The sequence below is a fragment of the Alteromonas sp. DY56-G5 genome (assembly GCF_041414725.1).
Taxonomy (GTDB): domain Bacteria; phylum Pseudomonadota; class Gammaproteobacteria; order Enterobacterales; family Alteromonadaceae; genus Alteromonas; species Alteromonas macleodii.
This window is the reverse complement of the sequence record NZ_JANHZQ010000004.1, coordinates 101,669-127,888: the sequence shown is the minus strand read 5'-3', so window position 1 is coordinate 127,888 and position 26,220 is coordinate 101,669. Positions and strand designations below refer to the sequence as shown.

Genomic DNA, 26,220 nt, shown 5'->3' with positions numbered 1-26,220 from the left:
GTATTACTTAGAGGTGACCTATGTCGGGGATTTTAGATTCAGTAAACCAGCGCACGCAGCTTGTTGGGCAGAATCGCTTAGAGTTGCTGCTGTTTAGACTGAACGGCCGCCAACGCTTTGGAATTAACGTTTTTAAAGTGCGGGAAGTGCTTCAGTGTCCTCCGCTAACAGCAATGCCGAAATTAAACCCGTTGGTTCGTGGTGTGGCGCACATCCGTGGTCAAACCATATCGGTCATTGATTTAAGTATGGCAACACGCGGCCGTAAAATTGAAGATCTCTCTAATGCCTTTATTGTCATTGCGGAATATAACCGTTCAGTTCAGGGCTTTTTGGTGGGTGCCGTAGAGCGTATTATCAACACCAATTGGGATGCGATCATGCCGCCACCTCAAGGTACCGGCAGAGCAAGCTATTTAACGGCGGTGACTGAAGTTGAAAATGAACTTATTGAAATTCTAGACGTTGAGAAAATTTTAAATGAAATTTCTCCGTTGAATGCCGAAGTAAGTTCAGAGGTGGCAGAAGGTCTGACAACCGAAGGCCAAGAAAACAAAATTATCTTTATTGCAGATGACTCTGCGGTAGCGAGAAACCAAGTTAAAAAGGCCCTAACTTCACTAGGCTTAGAAATTGAGCTAGCTAAAAACGGTCTTGAAGCATTAAATAGGCTTAAAGAAATTGCGGAAGAGTATGGCGATGTAACTAACCGTGTAGGCGTGCTGGTCTCAGATATCGAGATGCCGGAAATGGACGGTTATACACTAACCGCCGAAATTAAGAATACGCCTGAACTTCAAAAGCTTCATGTTGTATTGCATACGTCGCTCAGTGGTGTCTTCAACCAAGCTATGGTGCAGAAAGTAGGGGCTGATGACTTTATCGCGAAATTCCACCCCGATGAACTTGCTACCGCGGTACAAAAGTGGCTAATGACTGAGTGCGAATAACGGAGCAAGATAGGATTGGCTAATAAAGACGTTTCGCCAGCAAGTTACCTCAAGTTTAGAGATTTTTTGGAAAAGCAATGCGGCATAGTATTAGGTGATAATAAACAATACCTGGTGCGCAGCCGTTTAGCTTCATTACTCTATAAGCATAAGTATGAGTCTGCTGACGAACTGATTGACGTGGTTGTGAAAGGGTTCGACAGAACTTTACTACAGAACGTTATTGACGCAATGACCACAAACGAAACGTTGTGGTTTCGAGACAACTATCCCTTCGATTTACTTGTAAAAGAGTTACTACCAACACTATCGGCAAAAAATCAGAAGCTTCGCATATGGAGTGCCGCTTGTTCGTCTGGACAAGAGCCTTATTCTATTGCGATGTCTGTACTTGAATATCAGCGCCAAAGGCCAGGTGCATTAAGAGCGGGTGTTGAAATTGTTGCTACAGATTTATCGTCAGAAATGCTGCAAAAGTGTGAGTTAGGTATTTATGACGAACTGTCCCTTGCAAGGGGATTGTCCCCGCAAAGGAGACAGGCCTTTTTCCAGCAAAATGATAGCGGGCTTATGCAGGTAAAACCCGACGTTCGTCGGATGGTAAGCTTTAGAAGTCTAAATTTACTTTCGAGCTATGCAGCACTTGGCCGCTTTGATATCGTTTTTTGCCGTAATGTTTTAATTTATTTCTCGGCCGAAGTAAAACAACGCATCCTGCAACAAATTGCCGGACAGCTGCAGTCTCAGGGTGTGCTTTTCCTTGGCGCCTCTGAATCAATCAGCGCTGCAAGTGATACCTACAGCATGGTTAAGTGCCACCCTGGCCTTTACTATCAAAAAAAATGATCTAACTTATCGGCCTGATAATTAATACTTTTTTTATGATCAGGTCGACACTTTTGACTTACACCCTCCGTCAAAATCTCATTATGGCATTTGCCTTGCTAACTATTCCTACAAACGACAGTAAAACGGCAAGATCCGATATTTAATTGTCCGCTTACATTGTCACCACGAAACAAATTTTTAGTATGTCAGAGGTCATGTTATGGCTATTAACCTAGATAAGCTGGTTGGCTTTCATGAGTCAGCACTCACTATACGCACAGAGCGTATGGAAGTGATTTCTGGAAATCTAGCGAACGCAAACACGCCTGGTTATAAAGCGCGGGACATTGATTTCAATAAAGCAATGGAGTCGGCTATGCGAGAAGCATCTGGTGGTACAGCCAATCACGCTTCTTCAGGAATGGTGCGGACAAATGATCGCCACTTAAGCGGCAATTCTACGTCAGTAGCGGCAAACTTTGACATGCAATACCGCATCCCAACACAACCAGACACTGGCGACGGTAATACGGTTGAAGTTCAAGCGGAAAGAAATCGGTTTTTAGACAATGGATTGCGCTACCAAGCCAGCCTAGAATTTTTGAACGGAAAAATTAAAGGCATGAAAAAAGCGCTTAGCTCAGGAGGTCAGTAGTCATGAGTTTATTTAATGTAATGCAAATTTCGAGTACGGGTATGGAGGCGGAGAATGTACGTCTTAATACTACGGCAAGTAATATTGCCAACGCTAACTCGGTTAGCAGCAGCTATGACGAAACATACCGAGCTCGCCATCCAGTTTTCGCTACGGCGTTGCAAGATGCAATGCGCGATCAGTCAAAAGGTGCAGGTGTTCAAGTAAAGGGGATTGTAGAAAGTGATGCTCCTTTGCAAGTGGAGTATTCGCCTAATAACCCGATGGCAGATGAAAACGGCTACATCTATAAACCCAACGTGAACATTGTGGAAGAGATGGCGAATATGATGTCAGCGTCTAAAGCGTATGAAACTAACGTGCAGGTTGCGGACACCACAAAGCGTATTTTCCGTCGCGTACTGCAGCTAGGTCAAGGGCAGTAACTTGCCGCTTGAATAATGTGAGGATTACTCAGTGAATACCATAAACAATACTGGCTTGAATACTGATCTGTATTGGCAAGAGGAAACCGTCAAAATAGCTGACGGCACCGAGCAGCAGTTAACCCAGGAAGATTTCTTCTCAATGTTAACTGAGCAGTTAGCCAATCAGGATCCCACTGCACCCGTTGATAACGATCAAATGGTAGCGCAGATGACATCATTTACGATGGCCGACGGTATTTCCCAGCTTAACGAAAAGTTTGAGTCGTTTGCAGCTTCAATGACATCGAATCAAGCGTTACAAGCCTCTAGTCTTATCGGGCAAAACGTGCTGGTTCAAGGTAACGTAGGTTATATGGCCAATGAAGGCGATGGCATTTCGGGTGTCATCGTGAATGAAAAAACAGTTCAGAATATGACGATCACTATTGAGAACCAGTTTGGTGAAGTCATAAAAACCATTGATGCAGGCACACAAAGCGCTGGCAACATTGAGTTTGAATGGGATGGCAAAGATAAGCATGGCAACCAGATGGCACCGGGTGAATATGTTATCAGTGCCACTGGCGAATTAAATGGAGAGGGTGTTCAGCTGAATACCGCCGTTAATCGCCATGTTGGAAGTGTAAGCTTGGCTGGTAGTGGTCAAGGCGTAATTTTGAATTTGGATGGTGATGTCAGTATCAATCTTGATGACGTCATTCAAATCGGCAGTTAGTAGGAGAATCAATAATGTCTTTTAATATTGCACTGAGTGGCGTATCAGCCGCACAAAAAGATTTGGATGTAACCGCCAACAACATCGCAAACGTAAATACAGTTGGCTTTAAAGAATCTCGCGCTGAATTTGGCGATGTTTATGCGGCATCACTGCTTTCAGGTGGTAAAACTAAAGTAGGTGACGGTGTACTCACTCAAGAAGTTGCTCAGCAATTTTCTCAAGGTAGCCTTCAGTTTACCAATACCTCGCTTGATTTGGCGATCACGGGTAATGGTTTCTTTGCGACAGTACCTGAAATTACGTCTCGCGACTTCTCGTTCACACGTGCGGGTCAGTTCAAGTTAGATAGCGACAATTTCGTGGTTAATAGTAACGGCGATAACTTATTGGGTTTCCCCGTTAACTCTGATGGTACAAGTGCCTCGGTAGCACTTAGTACTACTGAGCCAGTGCGTATTCCAGACTCTTCGGGTTCTCCCGCACAAACCACAGAAGTTGACATTCGAATGAACTTGCCTGCTGGTGATGCAGCCCTAGATCCACAAGATTTTGACCCTGAAGATCCGCTTACCTACAACGCAGCAACATCGGTAACCGTTTACGATTCGTTAGGTGATAGTCACGTAATGACCTATTACTTCATAAAGGATGCGACACCGGGTGTTGATAATGAGTGGTATGTTGCTACTGCAATCGATGACACGCTAGTTGATATGACAGATTCAGCGGGTAATGACACAGACCCAGCAACAGCAGTAAATAGTGTCGGTGGTAACACTGGTAACGCCGTAACAGCATCTAAACTCATCTTCTCTCAAGGCGGTGATTTCGCTGGTATGGAAACGCCTGATGGCCTACCTACACTTGATTTCAAAATGGAAACAGAAGCGCTAGGCGCAGGTATTCTTGCTAATGGCTCAGATCCTACGCAGCAAATAAGTATAGATTTCAACCTCGATGTTAATAGCGCTACGCCTAATGAGCCGACTCAGTTCGCCTCTGCGTTCGAGGTTACATCATTAGAACAGGATGGTTTGCCTGTAGGTCGATTGACGGGTATCGATATCGGTCCTGACGGCCTGGTTCGTGCAACGTTCTCTAATGGTACGTCTGAACCTATTGTTCGTGTCGCTTTGGTTCGCTTTTCTAATGAACAAGGCCTAACTCAAGAGAGCAGTACTCAGTGGAAGGAAAGTATTCTTTCTGGTGAGGCACTAGCGGGTGAAGCAACAACTGGTACTTTCGGCGAAATTAACTCTTCGGCGCTAGAACAAGCTAACGTTAACCTTACCACTGAGCTCATCGATATGATTATCGCTCAGCGTAACTTCCAGGCAAACTCGCGTGCGCTTGAAGTGAACAACTCGCTAAACCAGACTATCCTTAACATTCGATAGTTTGCAGTAAGCTACATTAGCAGATTGCTAAGCGGCAAATTTTAGGCGCGGAAAACCGTACCTATTTGACCCGATTTAGAAAGGTCGCAACAATGCGACCTTTTTATTTTTCTATATATATCAATTCAATACCGCCCTTATTTTTCAATTGCACTAAATATCCACAGATTGGCACTGCCTTTGCAAAATCTTGTTTAAGGTTTAATCAGAGTCAAAAGTCAGTCATGGACAAACTTCTCTATATTTCAGCAAGTGGCGCCTCCCAAGACCTACTAGGAACAGGGATTAGGGCCAATAACTTGGCTAATGCACAGACAACGGGATTCAGAGCGCAGTTAGAGCAGGCAAGGTCAATGCCGGCCTACGGCGAAGGTTTGCCGACTCGCGTGTTTTCCATGACAGAAAGTCCGTCGAATAATTACGAGTCGGGCCCGATGATTAAAACAGACCGCGATTTAGACGTAGCCATTCAAGGTGATGGTTGGTTCGCTGTACAAGATCAAAATGGTCAAGAAGCTTACTCGCGTGATGGAAATTTCAAGTTAGGCGATGACGGAATTTTGACAGATATCCACGATCGCGTCGTGCTTGGTGACAATGGGCCAATATTCCTTCCTGTTCCTTTAGATAACCTCAATATCGCCGCCGATGGCACGTTGTCGATGAGACAGTTAGGTGCCCCTGCCAATGTTATTGAAGAAGTGGGGCGACTTAAATTAGTTAGTCCAAACTATGCAGACATGGAACGTGGCAATGACGGCTTATTTAGAATGGAAGATGGCTCAATAGCGCCAGCCAATGCCAACGTAAAAGTAATGTCGGGCATGCTTGAAGGTTCCAACGTAAATGCTGTTGACGAAATGGTGGACATGATAAGTCTGCAGCGTCACTACGAGCTTCAAGTCAAAATGATGAAGCAAGCAGAAGAGCTTGATACTCGCGGTAATCAGCTACTACGCATCCTGTAAAAGAATTTTTATCACCGTTGCCCTATGAGCAACGTCGGAGGTTAACATGCATCCAGCATTGTGGATTAGTAAAACCGGACTAGACGCCGCACAGACAGATGTGGCAGTGGTGTCTAACAACCTAGCAAACGCATCAACAGTGGGTTTCAAAAAAGATCGCGCGGTGTTTGAAGATTTGCTGTATCAGAATATCAATCAGCCAGGCGGTCGTTCGTCTGCTGACACAGAGCTACCTTCTGGGCTCATGCTTGGTTCAGGCTCGAAGGTCGTTGCTACTCAAAAAGCACACACGCAAGGTAACCTGTTAACCACTGAAAACGCTCTTGATATGTCAATTCAGGGCCGTGGTTACTTTGAAATATTGCAGCCAGACGGCACCATTGCATATTCGAGAAATGGTCAGTTTTCGCTGAACGACCAAGGCCAAATTGTTACATCTGGCGCGGGCTTTTTGCTTCAGCCTGAAGTGGCTATTCCCGAAGATGCGCAACAAATCACAATTTCTCAAGATGGTGAAATTAGCGTGAGCATACGGGGCCAAGCTGAACCGCAGGTACTCGGTCAGCTTAATATTTCTGACTTTGTTAACCCAACCGGATTACAACCAACCGGACAAAACCTTTATGTAGAGACAGCATCAAGCGGTGCACCTATTCAGGGGATCCCTGGTCTGCAAGGTTTGGGTTATATCTCACAAGGCACGTTGGAAACGTCTAACGTAAACGTGACCGAAGAGTTAGTAAACCTTATCGAAAGCCAGCGCTTGTATGAGATGAACTCAAAGGTTATCTCATCGGTCGACCAAATGCTTGGTCAGGTTATTCAGCAACTTTAGTAGGTAGCTTCATGCGTATTTTAGGTTTATCTGCTGCACTTCTGATACTTGGCGGTTGCGCCAGTACAAACGAGCCTCCCGTTCAGGCAAACGACCCGTCGTTTGCACCGGTAGTGCCAGATTACCCGCGTGAAACGGTAGTAGAGGATGGCTCGCTTTTTCGTTCGCAGCTTGCTAACAACTTATATTCTGACGTTACCGCAAGAAGAGTCGGTGACATCATCACTGTAACGTTAAGCGAGAATACCCAAGCGAGTAAATCAGCCGACACTAGCACAGCGAAAGATTCAAACGTCAATCTAAACCCTATTACCGGGCTAGCTGGGCAAGCGATAAATATTGGCGGGGAGTCCGTACAATTGGGAATAAGTTCATCCCGAGATTTCTCCGGTGATGCCACAGCTAACCAAAGCAACAGCTTAAACGGCGCTATCTCAGTTACTGTGGTCGACGTACTTCCTAACAGCAACCTTGTTATTCGTGGCGAAAAGTGGCTAACCCTGAATCAGGGCGATGAATATATCCGTCTTACCGGCATCATTCGTCCGGCAGACATTAGTCCCGAGAATGAAATCGTGTCCACTAAGGTTGCAAATGCGCGTATCCAATATTCGGGTACGGGAAGTTTTGCGCGAGCACAAGAAAAGGGTTGGTTAACCAAGTTCTTTGATTCTGCTTGGTGGCCTCTTTAGGTTTTAGGATAGGAGAGTGAACATGCGTTTGTTTTCAGTAGTATTAGCCGCTTTCACAATGCTTTTATCTTCACAGGCAGGTGCGCAGCGCATTAAAGATGTAGCGAGTATTCAAGGCGTACGTAGTAACCAATTAGTGGGATATGGTCTTGTTGTAGGTTTGCCTGGAACGGGTGAACAAAGCCCGTTTACCGAACAAAGTTTCAGAACCATGCTGCGTAACTTTGGTATCAGTCTTGACGCTAACACCAAGCCAAAAATACGAAACGTGGCCGCAGTGGCGGTACACGCCGACCTGCCTGCTTTTGCAAAACCCGGACAAACCATTGATATTACGGTTTCTTCAGTTGGCGAGGCGGCCAGTCTTCAAGGCGGTACGCTGCTCCAAACGTTTCTTCGCGGTGTTGACGGTAAAGTCTACGCTGTAGCGCAAGGCAGCTTAGTCGTGAGCGGGTTTGGCGCACAAGGCGGTGATGGCTCGCGCATTGTCGTTAATACGCCAACGGTAGGCAGAATTCCAAACGGTGCGATGGTAGAGCAATCTGTACCAACAGGCTTTGCCAATGGCGACACGTTAACGCTTAACCTCCATTATCCAGATTTCTCAACGGCTAAGTCGCTTGCAGATACGATCAACGAGCGCTTAGGTGCACAGCCCGAAAATGGCTATGTTATTGCTAAGCCCATTGATGCAGCGTCTGTTCGCGTGTCGGCTCCGCGAGATGTCGGTCAGCGCGTGGGCTTTTTGGCTACCTTAGAAAACTTTGAATTTACACCAGCTGATGCGCCAGCGCGGGTGGTAATAAATAGCCGCACAGGCACCATTGTTATTGGCAGTGACGTTCGCTTGTTACCAGCAGCAATTACTCACGGCGGGCTAACGGTGACCATCTCTGAAAATCAGCAAGTTTCTCAACCTAACGCGTTTGGTGAAGGGCAGACTGCTGTTACCACTCAGTCGATTGTTGATGTCGATTTGGCAGATAGCCGCATGTTTAAGTTTGAGCCAGGCGTTACTCTGGACCAGCTTGTGCGCGCGGTCAATGAGGTGGGCGCTGCGCCGGGCGATTTAATGGCAATTTTGGAAGCATTACGTCAAGCAGGCGCGTTGCGTGGAGAGCTCGTTATTATTTAAAACGAGCAAAGAGCATTTACGAGACGTTAGTAAAAATAAGGTCAAAGCGGAATAAGCAGATGGAATCACTTAGCACAAAAAGTCAGCTTGATATGGCTCGCAATGTCCACGATATGGGCAGCATAAACAAAATGCGTGAAGCCATTGCGTCGGGCGACGAGACGGTATTGCAAGAAGCTGCCCAGCAGTTTGAAGCGATATTTGTGCAAATGATGTTGAAATCAATGCGTAAAGCGCAAGATGCCCTTGCTGACGAAAATAGCCCATTTAATTCGCAGCAAGTTAAGTTTTATCGTGATATGCACGACCAACAGCTAGCGACAGACCTCACTTCCGGTGGCGGTTTAGGTCTCGCTGATGTCATTGTTAAACAGTTAGGTCAAACTGAGGATAGCTATACGCCTGCCAGTGTAATCAGAAGTGACGGCGACTTATCATCACTTAACAGAAACCGTGTGTACAACGTAGCTGAGGCGCAGGATATTGCCCTTTCTTCACAGTCTATTCGCAGCCAGTCAGCACAAAAAGATGCCATGTTCGAAAGTCCCGAGCAGTTTGTAGAGAGCCTAATGCCAATAGCTGAGAAAGTGGCAGCAAAATACGGAATGGATCCTAAAGCAATAATTTCCCAAGCCGCGGTTGAAACCGGGTGGGGGAAATTCGTTATCCATAAAGCGGATGGGGAAAGCTCGCACAACTTATTTGGCATCAAAGCAAATAAGAGATGGCAAGGAGATCAGGCTGTAGTCGACACGTTGGAATTTAACAATGGACTACCGCAAAAACAAAAGGCTGCTTTTAGGTCCTACTCGTCAGTAGAAGACGCAATGGAAGACTATGGACGCTTTATCACATCACAGCCTCGCTACAGCCATGCTGTCGAGAATGCTTCTGACGCAGCGCGCTATACCCATGCGCTTCAAGAAGCGGGCTACGCTACCGACCCTGAATACGCGCGCAAGATAATGGCAGTGTATAACAGCGATCGTCTCAGCACGTTAATGCCATAGCATTGGAGATTTCATTGTGAGTTCTGTCGATTTATTCTCATTAGCGACCAGTGGTGTTAACGCCAGTAGTAAGCTATTACAAACGACCAGTAACAATATTGCCAACGTCAACACGCCAGGCTATGTTCGCGAGCGCACTGAGCTTCAAAACAGCCAAGTTTTTGGTGTAGAGATCGGCAATACCGAACGTATCATCAACGTATTTGCTCAAAATCAATTGCGCAGGGACATTACTTCTGTCGGCGAGCTTGAGGCATTCTCTAGTAAAACAGCGGCCATTGACAACCTATTAGCGAGTGAGGCTAACTCAATCTCCCAAGGATTGAGCGAGTACTTCGCCGCGTTGCAGACAGCTGCTGACGATCCTACTAACCTAGCGTCTCGCGACCAAGTGTTAGGGAAATCTGAGTCTTTGTACCAACGAATGAAGACACTGTCTGATTATATGTTGGAGAAAGAAGAAGAATTAAACCTAGAGTTCACGTCGATGGTGAACCGGGCGAACACCTTGATTGGCAACATTGGCGATCTAAACCGCAATATTGTTATTGCCAATGGTAACAATACCAGCGACCAGCCTAGCGCATTGCTTAATGAAAGAGATCAAGCGATAGACGAGCTCGCTTCAATCATGGGAATAACAGTTAAAGAAAGCACCACGCAAAATGGAGCGGTAACAATTAATCTGACTTCTGGTGAGTCATTGGTATTAGAAAATGGCGCATTTAATTTATTTGAACTGAATACCAATGCTGACTTAACGTTCAAGCAGCTTAAACTAGAAAAAAACTTTGGCTCACAGACAAAAGCTGATGCCTCAATACGTATCGTAGAAGATGATTTAGGTGGCGCACTTGGCGGTTTATTCGGGTACAGAAACGAAATTTTAGGCCCTGCAATGCGGGATGTTGGTCAGCTATCAGTAGCATTCGCCGATGCAATGAATACGCAAAATAAATTGGGGATGGACTTAGACGGTCAACTTGGTAGCAATATTTTCGATATACCCTCGTTTCGCGGATTAGCATATAGCGATACCAATGGTGACTATGTTGTAACTGCCCAGATTACCGAAGGTAAAGGTGCAGAGTTAACGGATGCTGACTACAAAATTGAGGTTACGGCAGTAACTGCGGGCGTGCCTAGCCAAATTGAAATTACGCTATTAAATGCAGATGGCACACCGAAAAAAGACGCTTCTGGCAATGATATTATCTATTCCAATTACGCGGTTACAGCTGGGTTTAATGAATTGCCCGGTGGTATTGAAGTTGATTTCTCAGGAACCGATCCCTATACCGTGGGTAATGAGTTCCACATTCAGCCAACTAAAGATATCGCGTCTAAGATTACACTAGAGACAAATCGCCCTGAAGATTTGGCGTTTGCAAGCCCGGTGAGAGCGGGAGCAAATAATACAAATTTGGGAAGCGCAAATGTTATTGACGTTACGGTATCTAACACAGAAGTCGGCGCTTCTGCTTTTGACGGAGCGGGTGGGCTGATAAATTCAGCGCCAGCTCAAATTAACTTTACGGCCGCAGATACATACGACGTTGTAGATGGAAGCGGAAATGTTTTAGCTACAGTAACTGGCACAACTGATTTAACTAACCTCATTAGTCAAGCGGGAATAAGTCCAGATCCAGGCTTTGATTTGAGCTTGGATGGCGTGCCAAAAGCTGGGGATAATTTCTCGATCAGCTATAATACGGATGGCTTTAACGATAACAGTAATGCGCTTAATTTAGCGGCTATTCAAAACGAAAATACGGTGCAAGTGAGCAGTGAGGCAACGAATACACCACGTACCTTCCAAGATGCTTATGCATCTATGGTTGGCCGAATTGGTGAAGATGCCTCGATGGCAAAAGTAACGCTTGCTTCAGCGGAAGCCATGAAGGTTCAATCGCAGAATTGGTTTGAGTCTGTCTCTGGCGTTAGCTTAGACGAAGAAGCCGCAAATTTAATAAAGTATCAACAAAGCTATGCTGCCGCAGCGCGAATTTTGTCTACGGCGCAAGAATTGTTTAATACCATTTTGCAGTCAGCAAGGTAGGTGAGTTATGCGTATATCAACGAATCAAATTTATGATCAAAACATGCGCTCGATTATGCAAAATCAGGGCGATTTGGCAAAGACTCAAGAGCAGCTGGCTTCTGGAAAACGCATTATCACTCCAAGTGACGACCCTGTTGGTGCAGCAAAAGTATTACGTTTAACCGAAGAAATCGATGAGCTAACCCAATTTCAGCGCAACAATGATCTAGTAACAGGTTCGCTCGAGCAGCAGGAAGCTGTATTGACGAATATTACCAATTCAGTTAATCGTGCTAGAACACTGATCGTTCAGGCGGGAAATGGCATTTTGGATGATCCTGACAAACGAGCTATCGGGTCAGAGTTAGAGCAAATTAAGCTCGAAATATTTGATTTGATGAACACGCAGGATGCAGATGGTAATTACCTGTACGCAGGTTATCAATCTGGCAATCAAGCATTTACTTTTAACCCGGCTTCGGGAGGTAATGCAATATCCTTTTCAGGCGATGCCGGCGTAAACTTCATTCAGCTTTCAAATAGCTCGAAGATTCAGTCTACCAGTAACGGGTATGAAGTTTTTGAGAACGTACTATCTCGTTTCAACTTTTCAGTAACAGCGAATACGGTAACCTCGTTAGAGGGAGCGACAATTAAGGAGCAAGGTACTTTCGATACCTTTTTTAATAATAATTATGATAATGCTAACCTAACAAACAACGACTTTAGGGTAGATTTTCTCGGAACAGGTCAGGCTCAGCTTGTTAATCAAAACAGTGGTGCAGTTATTGAAACGGTAGGCTACACCTCAGGAGAGCCCTTTACGCTGAAAGGTATGCAATTTGAAGCTGTTGCGTCACCAGGCGACTCGATCAGTTTTTCTCTAGATCAACCTGAGAAAAAAAGCATGGCACAAACAATCCATGAAGTGCAGTCTTTACTATCAGACACTTCAATTAATCATGGAGCGCTACAGGATGCTATCGCCGATGCATTGGTAGGTCTGGATAACGGCCTAGAGAAAATATCTCTAGAGCGCGCTTCCTTGGGAAGTCGCTTGAATATCGCTGAAAGTACTTATGAAAGTAACCTAGACATGGAAATTGCAGCGAAAGCCCAGCGCTCTTCAATTCAAGATGTTGACTACGCTGAAGCATCGACTGAATTTGCGAAACAGGAAACCGCGTTAAGTGCGGCACTGGCAACATTTCCGCAAATTTCCAACCTTTCCTTATTTAACTACATTTAGTCCGGGTTAAAATAACGACTTAACCCCATCAATTTTGGCTACATAGACCCTCGCCTGATTATCTATATGGCTTGAATAGTAAGACATGTAAAGTAGATCATTATCTAATATCAGGCCAGGATAACTCGTATCACCGCTACTGGGCATTGTTAGTATTTCGGTTAGTGTTTTATTTGTCTTATCGAAATGCCAAAGTCGTGTCGAAAACTCTCTGGTTTCCCAGTTCACATGCCGACCAGCAACAAGGAATGTTGTTTTAGTGAGCACTATGGCACAAGGCCCACCAATATAAATCCCTAAGTCATGCCAGAACCACTTTGTATAGGGAGGCGTAGATGTGCCAAATTGAGCAGAAAATGTATCGGCATCTCGTCTTAAAAATACTGTTGCTTCACCGTCGTGGTCAAACAAGAGGGCGCTTTCATTTGGGAATCCCTTGTTATTTTTAGCAAGACCGAAAACGTTTGGTTTGTGGACGCGCATTGCGCGGGTGGGGTCGCCTTCGTAAAGCGAAATGTAATCAGCGGGGCGGTGATAAGCAAAGCCGAATGCCTTATTGTTTATCCATTGCGGCTTCCATATCCACCAGCCATCATCGCCGAACCAGTGTTTGCTAGACCAAGATTGTCCAGTTGTGGAGAAAACACTTAGCATCTTAGTATGTGCTTGTTCATTTTCATCAATTGTCTTAGCGAAGGCCGTTACTATTGCTCTTTGACCGTCGTACATCAATTTAGGATCTCTTAAATCGGTACCGAGCTCTTTAATCAACACTTTGTTGTTCACTTCTAACGTTTCTTTACGCAAAGTAAGGATAACAATAGCGCCATCTCTGCTCACATGATCTGTTGCTTGGCGATAGCAGCACAGCAGTGAACTGCTACTTTTGTCGAAGGGATTCTCCATCAAATCAGTAAAGGCTGCATGAACTGCAGGTGGTGATACACGACTAATTTCAACTATTTGAAGTTTTTGTTTCAATTGAAATCTCCTTTAAAAATCTGATGGTTACTGAAAGTTCTTGTCTCGTCGAGCGGCAATATATTACCGCTAATCGGCAAATATCGTAATTTTTTCTAAAGAGAATTTATATGTTGTCGATACAGTTTCTGAGAGAGCCAGTTCATCAATTACCCCTCAGGTCTTGATGACTACTAAAACAAAACGTCGGAAATCCCGACAGCCAGCGCACGCTGGACTGAGAGTGTAGGAGAGACTTTATGTCTATGTTCGTTAATACCAATGTATCCTCATTGAATGCCCAGCGTCAGCTTTTTGATGTAAGCAATTCATTGAGTACTTCATTTGAACGTTTATCTTCAGGCTTCCGTATCAACAGCGCTGCTGATGATGCTGCAGGTCTTCAGATTACCGATCGTATGACCTCACAAATCGAAGGTCTAAACCAAGCCGTTCGTAATGCTAACGATGCGATTTCATTGTCGCAAACTGCTGAAGGCGCGTTGTCTGAGACAACAACAGCACTTCAACGTATTCGTACTCTAGCTATTCAATCACAAAACGGTATCAACAGTTCTGCAGACCGCGCAGCGCTTCAAAAAGAAGTATCTGCACTACGTACAGAAATTTCACGTATCGCTACAACCACTGAATTTGCTGGTGTAAGTATCCTTTCAGGTGCGTTCTCTGCTTCGTTCCTAGTAGGTGCAAACTCGGGTCAGACAATTTCTGTTAACTTGTCTACACCTACGCTTACTGCTGCGGGTGTTTCAGGTTTTGGCCCATCGGGTCTTGGTATTGGCACTGGTGATGTTCTTTCAGCAGAAAATGCTTCTACAATTCTTGATAATGTGGACAGCGCAATTTCTGCTATTGGTAGCTTACGAGCTGATTTGGGTGCTTTGCAAAACCGCTTCCAGTCAACTATTCGTAACCTAAGCAATATCTCTGAAAACGTGTCGGCTGCACGTTCACAGATTAAAGATACAGATTTTGCTACGGAAACCGCTAACTTGACGCGTAACCAGATCATTCAGCAGGCAAGTACTACTGTATTATCTCAGGCTAACCAGCGTCCTCAGGCTGCTTTACAGCTTCTAGGCTAATCGCCATTAACGTGAAGCCAGGAGGTAGTGCTCTAGTTCACGTGCGTTCAAAGCTGGTCTTTTGAAGACCAGCTTTTCTATATACCGACCTTTCAAACGCGTTATTCCCCTCATTTATACTATTCGTGCACGTAAAATTACCCTCTAACACTCTGGAATATATAGATTTTTAATTTATATCCGCCGTTTTTCTAAAAATTAGCAAAAAATACCTAAAGTAAAATTCGATCTTTGACGATAACTATTACAAAGGGGAGATAAACCATGTTTCTTTTCTCTATGCTTCTAAAGCTAATGTTTAAGAGCGTAAAAAGCACAGTTTGAATACAAATTTTTTTAAATTAACTGTATTTAAAAGTTAGGAAAAACAGTGCTTTAAATCGAATAAAGTTATTTGGAAAAATTACTAAAGTAAATTCAAGTAAAGGTCGATAAAAAATGGAGTTTGCTGATGAATGGTTAGAGCTGCTGACCGGCGAGATTAGAGCCAGGAGGTAGTGAGAGGTTTGAGGTTCTGGAACACCAAACCCACCGACCAGCAAAGAGAAGTAACTTCTCTACTTAGCAAGTTCCATTGGTAGTGTGCCAATGAAACGTCAGATTAAACTGACATGTAGTTCAAAGCACAGGCTATGCCAAATATTTAAACTAATCGCGCAAATAATAAAACCAATAGCGCAACACTCGAAACTGTTAGGAGAGACCCATGAGTCTATTTGTTAATACCAACGTGTCATCTTTGAATGCACAACGTCAATTGTTCACTACCGGTAATAACTTGAGCACCGCGTTTGAACGTCTTTCATCTGGTTTTAGAATTAACAGTGCTGCAGACGATGCCGCGGGACTGCAAATTACTGACCGTATGACCTCGCAAATTCAAGGTTTGGATCAAGCGGTACGAAATGCTAACGACGGTATTTCACTAGCACAAACTGCTGAAGGTGCGATGGCTGAAACTACCACTGCTCTACAACGTATTCGTACGTTGGCGATTCAATCGCAGAACGGTATTAATAGCTCAGCTGACCGAGCGGCGCTGCAAAAAGAAGTTTCTGCATTGAGAACTGAAATTTCACGTATCGCAACAACAACTGAGTTTGCTGGTGTTAGTATTCTTTCAGGTGTGTTCTCTGCTAGCTTTTTGGTAGGCGCAAACTCTGGACAAACAATTTCAGTGAACCTATCGACTCAAGCATTAACCGCAGCAGGTGTTAACGGCTTCAGTGCTACAGGGCTTGGAATTATATCTGCCGACGTTTTGACCGCAGCGGGTGCGTCTGCTCTTCTTGACGATGTAGATGCAGCAATCTCTGCAATTGGTGGCCTTCGCGCAGATTTGGGTGCTATTCAAAACAGATTCCAATCTACGATTAGAAACCTGAGCAATATCTCAGAGAACGTATCAGCGGCAAGATCGCGAATCAAAGATGCAGACTTTGCCACCGAAACGGCAGAACTAAGCCGCAACCAGATTTTACAGCAAGCTAGTACTACTATCCTGGCACAGGCTAACCAGCGTCCACAGGCTGCACTTTCACTACTAGGTGGTTAATTAAAAGACGCTTGAATTTGGGAAGGAGTTGAGAGGCCATCCCCTGAAAAAGGATAGCGGCCGTAAGGCCGCCCCTTTGAGAAAGCGTCGACTAACAGGACTGAGAGTGTAGAAGTGTTGGTTGAGAGGCCAGTTTATCCTACTAAATACCTGCCAGCCGACAGAAACTGAATTTGCTCAATCTCCTAACGTGAGCAAATTGGCCGAGATTAAATAGTCTCGGCCTTTTTTTAGTAATACCGAAACATCCCGCCAATTTCAAACAAATTGCAGAGCACGACAATTTGTTCAAAACATACCTTGCAGCATCAATGCCAACTTTAAATTTAGAGTAAAAGATTTCGCCTGTCTTATTGATAAGACATGCAGTGGCACTCTCATTCCAATTCTTTTTCCAATTCTCATTCCAATTCTTTGCCGTTCAATTAACAAGCCGATTCTGTCTTGCGTATGAGAAGTAGGTACTGCCGCTTTGTTGCGAAAAAGACAAACCTTCTTGAACGCTTTAAGTCGTTTTAATCATTGCTTGATAAATCAACCGAATAAATGTGATCTTTTTAAATTTTTATAAATTTATTTGTCAACTAATTCAGTAGCTTATCTGTTTGTTTCGAAAAAAGACAAAAAAACGAAAAAAAAACTAAAGAACCTAAAGGGTTGGCCGATACCAATAGTTGAGGGGTAATTTACTTTACTTTTAACAGAGGCGTTAGCTCGGAGTAGTGACCAAGCTAATTTGAACTGGAAGGATTTGATCGTACCACATTGGTCGACGAGTCCCTAGGAGGTATTCCAATGAGTTTATTCGTTAACACAAATGTGTCTTCGATCAACGCACAACGTCAGCTTTTTGACGTAAATGATCGTCTTAACACGTCGTTCGAAAGATTGTCTTCAGGTTTTAGAATTAACAGTGCCGCAGATGATGCTGCAGGTCTTCAAATTTCTGACAGACTTACTTCGCAAGTTGAAGGCTTGAACCAAGCAGTACGCAACGCGAACGATGCTATTTCTTTAGCACAAACAGCTGAAGGTGCGATCAGTGAGATTACTACGAGCCTACAGCGTATTCGCCAGCTATCAATTCAATCGCAAAACGGCATCAACTCTTCTGCTGACCGTTTGGCGCTTCAAAAAGAAGTATCAGCGCTACGAACTGAAATTTCACGTATCGCAACGGATACTCAGTTTGGTAACGTTAACATCTTAGATGGTAACTTTTCTGCTTCATTCCTAGTGGGTGCTAACGCAGGTCAAACGATTTCAGTAAACCTTTCAACCGGTAACCTAGGTTCAATTACTGGCTTTAGTACAGCCGGTCTTGGTATTGATGGTGATAGTGTTGAAACTGCTTCAGGTGCTGCTGCGCTATTAAGTGCCGTCGATGCTGCAATTTCTGGTGTTGGGGGCGTTCGTGCTGATTTAGGTGCGCTTCAAAACAGATTCCAGTCGACTATTCGTAACCTGAGTAACATCAGTGAGAACTTGTCTGCGGCACGCTCTCAAATCAGAGATACAGATTTTGCTGCGGAAACGGCTGAACTAACGCGTAACCAGATTATTCAGCAAGCATCTGTTTCAGTTCTGAGCCAGGCCAACCAGCGTCCACAAACTGCGCTATCGTTGCTTGGATAAGCTATAATACAATTAGCCTTAGTTGAGATGTAACGGGTGCTTGCTTAGGCAGGTTCCCGTTTTGTCGTTTCAGAAGGGGGGAGAAACGTGGAAATACCGAATATTCAAAATGGTCAGCCTTTTGCATTAAGTACAGCGATAGGTACTTCAACAGGTACAACACCAAATACAGCATCGTCGGTAAGAGACAGTTTAAGTTCACCTAAAGAAGTTAACAGTGACGCAAATCGTATAGATGAGCTTGCTAAGTCTTCTTCATCTCAAAGCAACAGCGTTGAGGTGGAAGATGAAAATTTATCTCAAGGTTTATCTGGACAAGTCGATAACCAAGGTGGAGAGAGGAATGTTGCTGACCTTGAAGAGGCGGTAGCAAAAGTTGAGTCATTTCTAACTGTTCAAAACAGGGATTTAACTTTTTCAATCGACGAAAATACCAATCGTTCGGTTGTGACAGTTAAAGATAGTCAATCTGGAGACGTTATTCGGCAGATTCCTTCCGAGGAGCTTTTAAAGCTTGCTGAAAGAATTCAGGAATTACAGCAGGATGTAGGGAATAGCGTAGGGGTGTTTATCAACAATCAGGTTTAATGAGGTAGGTTATGACTATTCAGTCGCTAGGTGTAGGTTCAGGTTTAGCTCTTGATGATCTTGTCCAGCAGCTTTTAGATGCTGAGAGATTGCCTAAAGAGGAAAGGCTCAACACAAAAGAAGAAAAGATCGAAGCAGAAATCTCTGGTCTTGGACAGATAAAGTCTAAGTTGTCAGATTTTAAAGATGCTGTCGATGACTTACGTAGCGATACTGATATTAACGGTCGAGAGCCTACAATCGTTAATCCTTCAGAAGATGACGACGTTTTATCTGCTGATGCGTCGAGCTCAGCATTACGCGGAAGTTATGATATTACCGTGCAACAACTTGCATCGGGAAGTCGCATAACTACAGACGCGGGTGCTTTCACTTCAAGTTCAGATCCTGTTTTAAGTTCTGGAACGGGTTCTTTGACCTTTAGCATTCCGGGTGGTGATTCATTTACTATCAACGTTGATTCTGGCACATCTCTTGTAGATCTCAGAGAAGCGATCAACAGCGCAGACGATAATTTCGGTGTAACCGCAAATATTATAGATACAGGTACTGCCGAAGGGCCTCGCCTGGTGTTTCTGTCTGAAGAGACCGGTGATGGCAATGATCTAGTTATCAACAATGATACAGGCGCTGCAGAACTAGACAGACTTTCAACTGCGGGTGGAACTAATAACATTAGCGCTGCTAACATTGAATCTGCCAAAAACGCAATTGCATTTGTTGACGGAATTGAAGTTCAAAGCCAGTCAAATAAGTTCGAAAACACAATTCAAAACGTCACTTTTGATGTTAACGAGATCTCACCCAAAGATAATGCGGGCAACTTTTTGTCGACGACGCTGAAAATCGGTTTTGACAAAGAAGGTCTTGAACAGAAAATTAGGGATTTTGTAGATAACTATAATGCGATTATTGACGAAATTGGAACGTTGACGCGCTATGGTGAATCTGAGTTGGAAGAAGATGGTGCGCTTGCTGGAGACTCATTGCTAAGAGGAATCCAGTCTGGACTATCATCCATTATTGGCGATAACGTGTCTACTTCACAGCTCGGTGGGTTATTCAGACTTGGTATAGAGCTAGACGAAGATGGAAAGTTAGAAATTAGTTCGTCAGACTTTGGAATTGGGTCTGGGGAAGACAGATTAAAAGATGCGTTGGAAGACAATTTCGACGATATCGCTACATTGTTTACAGACGAAAATGAAGGTATAGCGGTTCGCTTATACGATTTCGTTGATGAGTTTACGTCATCTGGAGGCCTTATTTCTCTGCGCGAAAAAACGGCGAAAGAGAATAGAGAGGGTGTTTATTCTGAAAGGGAAACTTTGGAGCTTCGTATGTTCAACTATGAGCAAATCTTACGAAGCAAGTACCTTAACTTAGACCAGACTGTGGCACAGTTGAATCAGACAAGCTCGGCATTATTAGCCGCACTATAACGTACGAGTTTCGGAGAAAGTATGTCTCTTAAAGGTATTAATGCCTACAAAAAAGGTAATTTAAAGCAAGATGTTGCCAATGCAGATCCTCACAAGTTGACCTTGATGCTGCTTCAAGGCGCGTTAGACAGGATTGCATATGCGAAAGGTGCAATGGAACGAAAAGAGTTGCAAGAGAAGGCAACATTTATTTCGAAAGCAACGGCCATTATTATTCACCTGCGCGATACGTTAGATGTAAAAGTGGGCGGCGAAGTTGCTGAAAACATGTTTGCCCTCTATGAATTTATGATCGAGAAACTGAACGAGGCTCATGTTAACAATGATATTAAGTTATTAGATGAGGTATCTTCACTGTTATCGCCGATTAGAGATGCTTGGGTGCAGATTCCCCAAGAAGCAAAAGAAGAGGCGTTTCGAGCGCAACGAGAAAGTAAGCAAGCGATTTGAACGTCGATAAGTTAAACCATTCATCTACACCTCTTTTCCTAAGCAAAGTCAACGCAGCAATTGCGGTTTGCGTGGCAGCAGAGCCTGCCGCGCTTTCAACTGAAACTTTCTATCATCTAATCAGCCTGCGACATTCGTTGGTTCTACGCGAGTTAAGCAGACTCTCTGGAAATGAACGCACTATCTTCGCTGAAAATGAACTAATTATTAATCAAGAATTAGAAGAACTTGCGCTTAAGTTGAAGTTAGCTGCAAAAGAGGAGATAGTTGGCTTTTCAAGAGCGCAAAAAGCGGCAAAGAGATATAAAAAATAATGCTTAAAGCTATTAAATTCTACCTTTTAGATGATGAAGATAAACAAACATCGCTAGAAGTTGAATCTGCGTACGCGATTAAAAAGAACAAAGAAAAAAGCCTAATAGCTTTCAAGCGCGTAATGCCGGCTATCTTTACTCAGCTCATTCGGGCGAGAAGTACATCCACCTCAGTTTTCGTTAACAAAGATAAAGAACTCGATATTGTCGACTTTAATAGCGGCAAGGTCTTTTACGGGGAACAGGTAACCGCAAGTATTCACCAACATGTGGACTCGTTTATAAGTTCTCCTTGGGTATTGGACAAAAACGGTTTTTCTCGGCAATTCAAGCCTATCGAAGACGATGCAGAAGTGTTAGTTGTACTGGGGTTGGCTCTTGGAATTCACCTACTTAAATTGGTAAATGAAACTAACTTCAAAAGTATCGTCCTTTACGAGCCTAATTTTGAATTCATACATTGCTCTATGCTCACCGGTGTTTGGCCAGAAATTTTCAAAGTTGCTGCAGAGAAGGGAACGGCAATTTATTTTCAAAGCGAGTTAGACGGTAGTTCTGTATTAGAAGATTTAAGTGAATTAAAGCAGGTAAGTCCTTTTTCTTCAGTTCATTTTTATCAGCATTATCATAGTGCGAGCTTTGACTCAGTACTTAGAAGTCTATCTGGGTTAACAATTAAAGACGTGCAAAAGCGGCTATTTTCATTTTCTCCCTCGCAGCCATTTGACGACTATTTAGTTCCTTGGAGTCCGGTGGTTACATCGAATGATTGGGCGACCAGTAACCTTAGTAAAGACGTTTTTGATAAAAACATTGAAGCGTTTGCGAAGTATTACCCTGATATAGCTAAAGAATTCAGCGACTACAAGCCGGTCAAGTGGGAGCCCAAAGCTAATCAATCAGGTGAAGTAAACCTCTTCCATATAGAGACCTGCACACCGCTTTACGGTGACAGCCCAAAACGCGAGTCTGAACTAGCTTATGAAGCATTTGTGAAGCAGCCCAACCGCGATAACCTAATATTAGGCTACGCAGGGGGAAAACTCATTCATTATTCGCATCATAAAATGGTAAGGAAAATCCAAGAACATTTGGCGGGAATGGAAGAGGAAGAAAGTAAGCTACCGGAAACCGTTAAATCGATGCTCCTTTTTGGCATGGGAGCAGGATATCAGTTAGAAGCGCTCAATGACTCGCGAGATATAGAAAAACTCTTTGTTTGCGAACCCAACCGAGACTACTTTTTTGCTTCTCTGTTTGCGATAGATTGGGCGGCAATTCTGAACAAAGTTGAAGAAAAACGGCACCGTATTTACCTTAACATCGGGGATGACGGAACTAACCTCGTACGGGACCTTTTAAGTCAATTCCACTCTATCGGAACACATATCATTGCCAATACCTACTTAACACTCGGCTATGATAACGAGGTACTTCTTCCTGCGGTTGATAAGCTAAGAGAAGACCTGCGTTTAATTGTCGCCATGGGGGAATACTTCGAGCATTCTCGCTTTGGCACGACGCATACGAAATGGGCGGTAGAAAATAATATAGGCTTTTATCGCAAATCTGGCGTGCCGGAGCTCAGTAGAAATTTAAGTGAGGTAGCGGTATTTATCGTCGGAAATGGCCCCTCTCTTGATAATTTACTGCCCCTTTTGAAGGAAGAAAGGGAGCGAGCTATAGTCATATCTTGCGGCACAGCCTTACAGGCAATGCACAGTAATGGTATTGTTCCTGACTTTCACGCAGAAGTAGAGTCGAACCGAGCGTCTTTCGATTGGGCATCGCGTATAGGCGATAAAGACTATTTAAAGCAGATCAATTTTATCAGCTGTAATGGTGTTCACCCTGATACGGTAAAGCTCTATAAAGACACCTTTCTCGCTTTCAAAGAAGGTGAGTCGTCAACGGTTTTTATGAAGGAACTCTTTCCTGAGTTAGAATTGCCATTCCTTCATTTTTCCTATCCTACCGTATCGAATTTTGTCATTAACTACGTGTTAGAACTGGGCTTTAAACAAGTTTATCTATTCGGCGTTGACTTGGGGATGGTTGATGTTAATCACCATCACTCTAAATCCTCAGGCTATTATAAAAAAGATGGCGGCGAACTGTTTAATCACGCAGAGCGCATAGACACTTCATTGGTAGTGCGAGGGAACTTTAGACCCTATGTAAATACCAAGTTTGAATTCAACATGTCAAAGTCGGTGATTGAGAAAACCTTATCTGCTTTCAGTGATGCTGACGTTTATAATTTAAACGATGGCGCAAAAATCGTTGGAAGTCCTCCATTAGAGCAAGACGCGTTAATTATTACTAATTCATTGGAAGACAAACAGGCTGCGATGAGCTGGATTCAAACTCAGGCTCATGTTCCTATTCCGGTAGCTGAATTCCAACAACGTTTTGCTAAACGGTTTAATCATGATGCGCTAATAGAGGACATCACCAATTTTAAAGCGTTATCTGACAAAGAATTTAATGGGCGCGAAGATATCGATAAACTGGTGTTCGATCAGCGCAAGTTCTTAGTCGAGGCGTATTTGCGTAAAAGCTCCATTTTATTTTTTTACTTCAATGGTACTTCGAATTACATAAACAGCATTTTCAGTAAATTAACGCATTTCAAAAATGACGAACTAGTGATGGAGAAATTCGAAGCTATTAAATCGTGTTGGCACAACTTTCTTGATGACGCGTTAACGAGTGTTTCGATGTATCCTGATGCTTTTGACTCAGTTTCAAGTTTCACAAAAGAAAGACAAGAGATCAGCTTATCAGAATACGTAAAGAGTGAGAACGTAGGTTTTATTAGTGATTCTGCTAGCCATATTATTGAGACTCTTGGCCTAAACGAAAATATTGATAACAGTCAACGTCGCTATCAACTTGAATTTATCTCAAGTGCTGCTGATTTGAAAAAGCGCAAGCCTGAAGTTAGCCGAGCGGCATTCATAACAAACGAACCTGAACTCTTGCTAGAGTTACATGAAGGTTTCAACACAGCGGAAACCGACGTTTTGGTATTCAGTCCCTTTAACAATTCGGATAAAAAAGGCGTGGAAAAATCCGTGTTTACTGCGGTACTCGCGCTAGTTTCGAGCAATAAACTGAAATTGGTGTTTCCTAAGCTTGAGAAAGAGGATTGGGGGAGTTTTTTCGATGATTACTTCCACAAGTTGTCAAATAGTATGACGTCTTTTGAAACGTACAGCATGTTTGCTTTAGCTTCTGAGCCTCTTGCCGATAAAGAGATGACCAATGAAGCCGGTGATAGATTTTGGTTATGTCCAAGACCGTTAGAAGCATCACTTTGTAAAACAAAGATCATTTTTAATAAAAAGAAGTCGTCTTAGCGTGAGCAAATTACTCAATCACCGTGCCACTAGCGTCAGAAGTAGCTAAACCGATATACGCTAACAGCAGAGACACTTATGAATGTAGCAATAATCCCAGCGCGAGGTGGTAGCAAACGCATTTTGCGAAAAAACCTCCGCCTTTTTTGCAATAAACCTATTATTGCCTGGTCTATAGAAGCTGCTCTAGCCTCAAAGGAATTTGATAAGGTTATTGTAAGTACTGACGATGACGAAATTGCGCAGTTTGCTATTGAAAAAGGGGCTTTCGTTCCGTTTGTTCGTCCAGCTGAATTGTCTGATGACCATGCGGTAACTCGCGATGTTGTTAATCACGCGTTGACATGGCTGGCCGACAACGAAAAACCAGCAAATTACTGTTGTGTGCTTTACGCTACCGCACCTTTTGTTACATCGGAAGACTTAGTGAATGCGTTTGCAAAATTAAAAAGTTCGAAGAAGGACTTCTGTTTCTCTGCAACAAGCTTTCCTTTTCCTATTCAACGTGCTTTCCATTTTACGCCGCAAGGTGATATTGAAATGTTTGATAAACAGCACATGAAAACACGCTCTCAGGATCTGCTGGAAGCCTACCATGACGCAGGGCAATTCTATTGGGGCAAGGCTGACGCTTTTCTAAAGAATTTGCCAATGTATTCTCATCACGCCACCGCGTTTCTGATGCCAAGATACCGCGTGCAAGATATCGATACCGAAGAAGATTGGGAAACCGCAGAGCTTCTATTCAGAGCGATCCAGTCTCGAGGGCTGTGAAAATGAACAACTCGATTACAGCGTTGGTGCGCGTAGACAGTGGTGAACACATAGGAACTGGCCATGTTATGCGCTGCCTTACACTGGCAAAGCTATTAAGAGCGCGCGGTATTTCAATATACTTTATTTCAAAGCCTCACAAGGGGCATTGTTTAGATGAAATCAGACGCGCAGATTTTAAGGTAATCGAGTTACCGACTTCCAACGCTCAAGAATACGCAGGAAACTGGTGTCCTCACGCTCATTGGTTAGGTGGAACAGAATCCAATGATGCGCGTGAGTCATTAGCGGCATTGCACCATACAACATTAAACGAGCGCGTTATTGTTGTTGTAGATCATTTTTCTTTGACTTCACAGTGGCACATTGCGTTAAAAGAAGCCCTAAATGCAAAAGTTGTCGTTATTGATGGGCTGGCCGACCGAACACTAAAATGTGATGTATTGATTGACCCTAATTTAGTACTTGATGCTCAGAAAAAATGGGATGGAAAAATTCAAAATAATACTAAGCTCATGATCGGTCCCCAGTATTTTCCGTTGCGAGAAGAGTTTGCATTTTCCCCCCCTACATTGCCCCAAGCACTAAAGCGCATTTTTGTATGCTTTGGAGGAATGGATAAAGACAATGCCACTCTATTTATCTGCGAGCTGCTCGCAAAGTGGTGCACAAGCTTAGATGAACCTGTTAGCGTTGACGTCATCATTGGAGAGCATCACCCATTCAAGCCGTTAATACACGCATTTTGTAATCAGCACGGCTTTAAATTACATGTGCAAGCATCGAATGTTTCATTATTAATGGCGCAGGCTGACCTGGCAATTGGTGGAGGTGGCACCATGTCCTGGGAGCGTTGTAAAATGGCGCTACCGACCCTTGTTCTCGCTATTGCACAAAATCAAGTTGCGCAAGCGATCGCATTAGAAGAAAAGGGGGCCGCGGTCTATGTTGGGGACTACAGCACAGAGTCGAAGCGCTTAGAAAAAATTCAACAACGCGTTGTCAATGTGCTTGAGAATTTGCGATGCTCTCCAGATACATTGAAAACAATGTCACAAAGCGCGTTATCGATTATGGAAGCATACAACCACAATCAACCGTGGGTAGATGAAATTATCAAATAAAGGC

The 26,220-nt window shown here is 43.7% G+C and carries 24 protein-coding genes; 23 read left to right on the top strand and 1 reads right to left on the bottom strand.

Translation table 11 applies throughout. The annotated features are described in order from the left end of the window. Nucleotides 1–20 precede the first annotated feature (20 nt). The 13 genes from NO989_RS03210 to flgL all read left to right on the top strand — a co-directional run bounded on the left by NO989_RS03210 (nucleotide 21) and on the right by flgL (nucleotide 12,906). Nucleotides 21–950, top strand: a complete 930-nt coding sequence (locus NO989_RS03210) for a chemotaxis protein CheV (RefSeq protein WP_014948591.1) — start codon at nucleotides 21–23, stop codon at nucleotides 948–950. Between the two features lie 15 nt (nucleotides 951–965). Then, a complete protein-coding gene (locus NO989_RS03205) occupies nucleotides 966–1,796 on the top strand; it encodes a protein-glutamate O-methyltransferase CheR (RefSeq protein ID WP_283626883.1) in 831 nt (276 codons plus the stop codon). 202 nt (nucleotides 1,797–1,998) lie between these two features. Beyond that, nucleotides 1,999–2,433, top strand: coding sequence for a flagellar basal body rod protein FlgB (gene flgB, locus NO989_RS03200; RefSeq protein ID WP_283626885.1), 435 nt, complete (start codon nucleotides 1,999–2,001; stop codon nucleotides 2,431–2,433). 2 nt (nucleotides 2,434–2,435) lie between these two features. Continuing rightward, a complete protein-coding gene (flgC, locus tag NO989_RS03195) occupies nucleotides 2,436–2,858 on the top strand; it encodes a flagellar basal body rod protein FlgC (protein WP_012517627.1) in 423 nt (140 codons plus the stop codon). A gap of 31 nt (nucleotides 2,859–2,889) precedes the next feature. Next, nucleotides 2,890–3,576, top strand: coding sequence for a flagellar hook assembly protein FlgD (gene flgD, locus NO989_RS03190; RefSeq protein ID WP_012517628.1), 687 nt, complete (start codon nucleotides 2,890–2,892; stop codon nucleotides 3,574–3,576). Between the two features lie 14 nt (nucleotides 3,577–3,590). Further along, nucleotides 3,591–4,976: a flagellar hook protein FlgE gene (gene flgE, locus NO989_RS03185; protein WP_101563668.1), complete on the top strand. Its 1,386-nt coding sequence runs from the start codon at nucleotides 3,591–3,593 to the stop codon at nucleotides 4,974–4,976. Between the two features lie 224 nt (nucleotides 4,977–5,200). Further along, on the top strand, nucleotides 5,201–5,944 hold the full coding sequence (locus tag NO989_RS03180) for a flagellar basal body rod protein FlgF (RefSeq protein WP_014948597.1): 744 nt from the start codon (nucleotides 5,201–5,203) through the stop codon (nucleotides 5,942–5,944). A 46-nt stretch (nucleotides 5,945–5,990) separates the two neighbouring features. Then, complete coding sequence (gene flgG / locus NO989_RS03175) at nucleotides 5,991–6,779, top strand: flagellar basal-body rod protein FlgG (protein ID WP_014948598.1); 789 nt, start codon at nucleotides 5,991–5,993, stop codon at nucleotides 6,777–6,779. Between the two features lie 11 nt (nucleotides 6,780–6,790). Then, nucleotides 6,791–7,471 carry a flagellar basal body L-ring protein FlgH gene (gene flgH / locus NO989_RS03170; protein WP_014948599.1) on the top strand — a complete coding sequence of 227 codons (681 nt, stop codon included), beginning with the start codon at nucleotides 6,791–6,793 and terminating at the stop codon, nucleotides 7,469–7,471. A gap of 22 nt (nucleotides 7,472–7,493) precedes the next feature. Then, nucleotides 7,494–8,606: a flagellar basal body P-ring protein FlgI gene (locus tag NO989_RS03165; protein ID WP_014975877.1), complete on the top strand. Its 1,113-nt coding sequence runs from the start codon at nucleotides 7,494–7,496 to the stop codon at nucleotides 8,604–8,606. Nucleotides 8,607–8,665: 59 nt separating this feature from the next. After that, the gene (flgJ, locus tag NO989_RS03160; RefSeq protein ID WP_283645083.1) at nucleotides 8,666–9,616 is read left to right on the top strand and encodes a flagellar assembly peptidoglycan hydrolase FlgJ; all 951 of its coding nucleotides are present in this window, start codon (nucleotides 8,666–8,668) and stop codon (nucleotides 9,614–9,616) included. A gap of 16 nt (nucleotides 9,617–9,632) precedes the next feature. Further along, nucleotides 9,633–11,675 (top strand): flagellar hook-associated protein FlgK, encoded by a 2,043-nt coding sequence (gene flgK, locus NO989_RS03155; RefSeq protein WP_371342025.1) that lies wholly within the window; start codon nucleotides 9,633–9,635, stop codon nucleotides 11,673–11,675. A 7-nt stretch (nucleotides 11,676–11,682) separates the two neighbouring features. Then, on the top strand, nucleotides 11,683–12,906 hold the full coding sequence (flgL, locus tag NO989_RS03150; RefSeq protein ID WP_075176129.1) for a flagellar hook-associated protein FlgL: 1,224 nt from the start codon (nucleotides 11,683–11,685) through the stop codon (nucleotides 12,904–12,906). Between the two features lie 6 nt (nucleotides 12,907–12,912). Here flgL and NO989_RS03145 read toward each other — a convergent pair whose 3' ends face one another. Next, a complete protein-coding gene (locus NO989_RS03145; RefSeq protein ID WP_283626889.1) occupies nucleotides 12,913–13,887 on the bottom strand; it encodes a hypothetical protein in 975 nt (324 codons plus the stop codon). Between the two features lie 239 nt (nucleotides 13,888–14,126). On the opposite strand from NO989_RS03145, the gene NO989_RS03140 reads away from it, so the two are divergent. From NO989_RS03140 to pseG, 10 genes are all read left to right on the top strand, one after another. Continuing rightward, nucleotides 14,127–14,972, top strand: a complete 846-nt coding sequence (locus tag NO989_RS03140; RefSeq protein WP_014975882.1) for a flagellin — start codon at nucleotides 14,127–14,129, stop codon at nucleotides 14,970–14,972. 706 nt (nucleotides 14,973–15,678) lie between these two features. Then, a complete protein-coding gene (locus NO989_RS03135; protein ID WP_014975883.1) occupies nucleotides 15,679–16,527 on the top strand; it encodes a flagellin in 849 nt (282 codons plus the stop codon). Between the two features lie 795 nt (nucleotides 16,528–17,322). Then, nucleotides 17,323–18,162: a flagellin gene (locus NO989_RS03130; protein ID WP_014975884.1), complete on the top strand. Its 840-nt coding sequence runs from the start codon at nucleotides 17,323–17,325 to the stop codon at nucleotides 18,160–18,162. An 87-nt stretch (nucleotides 18,163–18,249) separates the two neighbouring features. After that, entirely contained in the window at nucleotides 18,250–18,750 is a 501-nt protein-coding gene (locus tag NO989_RS03125; RefSeq protein ID WP_239244381.1) for a flagellar protein FlaG, read from the top strand. Between the two features lie 11 nt (nucleotides 18,751–18,761). After that, on the top strand, nucleotides 18,762–20,192 hold the full coding sequence (gene fliD / locus NO989_RS03120) for a flagellar filament capping protein FliD (protein ID WP_014975886.1): 1,431 nt from the start codon (nucleotides 18,762–18,764) through the stop codon (nucleotides 20,190–20,192). A gap of 21 nt (nucleotides 20,193–20,213) precedes the next feature. Next, nucleotides 20,214–20,642, top strand: coding sequence for a flagellar export chaperone FliS (gene fliS, locus NO989_RS03115; protein WP_014975887.1), 429 nt, complete (start codon nucleotides 20,214–20,216; stop codon nucleotides 20,640–20,642). Further along, nucleotides 20,639–20,956: a hypothetical protein gene (locus NO989_RS03110; RefSeq protein ID WP_269349641.1), complete on the top strand. Its 318-nt coding sequence runs from the start codon at nucleotides 20,639–20,641 to the stop codon at nucleotides 20,954–20,956. Before fliS ends, NO989_RS03110 begins: the two co-directional genes overlap by 4 nt. Then, nucleotides 20,956–24,318 (top strand): 6-hydroxymethylpterin diphosphokinase MptE-like protein, encoded by a 3,363-nt coding sequence (locus NO989_RS03105; protein WP_371342024.1) that lies wholly within the window; start codon nucleotides 20,956–20,958, stop codon nucleotides 24,316–24,318. The genes NO989_RS03110 and NO989_RS03105 overlap by 1 nt, the downstream gene beginning before the upstream one ends. A gap of 78 nt (nucleotides 24,319–24,396) precedes the next feature. Beyond that, nucleotides 24,397–25,092 (top strand): pseudaminic acid cytidylyltransferase, encoded by a 696-nt coding sequence (gene pseF / locus NO989_RS03100; RefSeq protein WP_075176133.1) that lies wholly within the window; start codon nucleotides 24,397–24,399, stop codon nucleotides 25,090–25,092. A 2-nt stretch (nucleotides 25,093–25,094) separates the two neighbouring features. Then, a complete protein-coding gene (gene pseG / locus NO989_RS03095; RefSeq protein ID WP_269349646.1) occupies nucleotides 25,095–26,216 on the top strand; it encodes a UDP-2,4-diacetamido-2,4,6-trideoxy-beta-L-altropyranose hydrolase in 1,122 nt (373 codons plus the stop codon). Nucleotides 26,217–26,220: the final 4 nt, after the last annotated feature.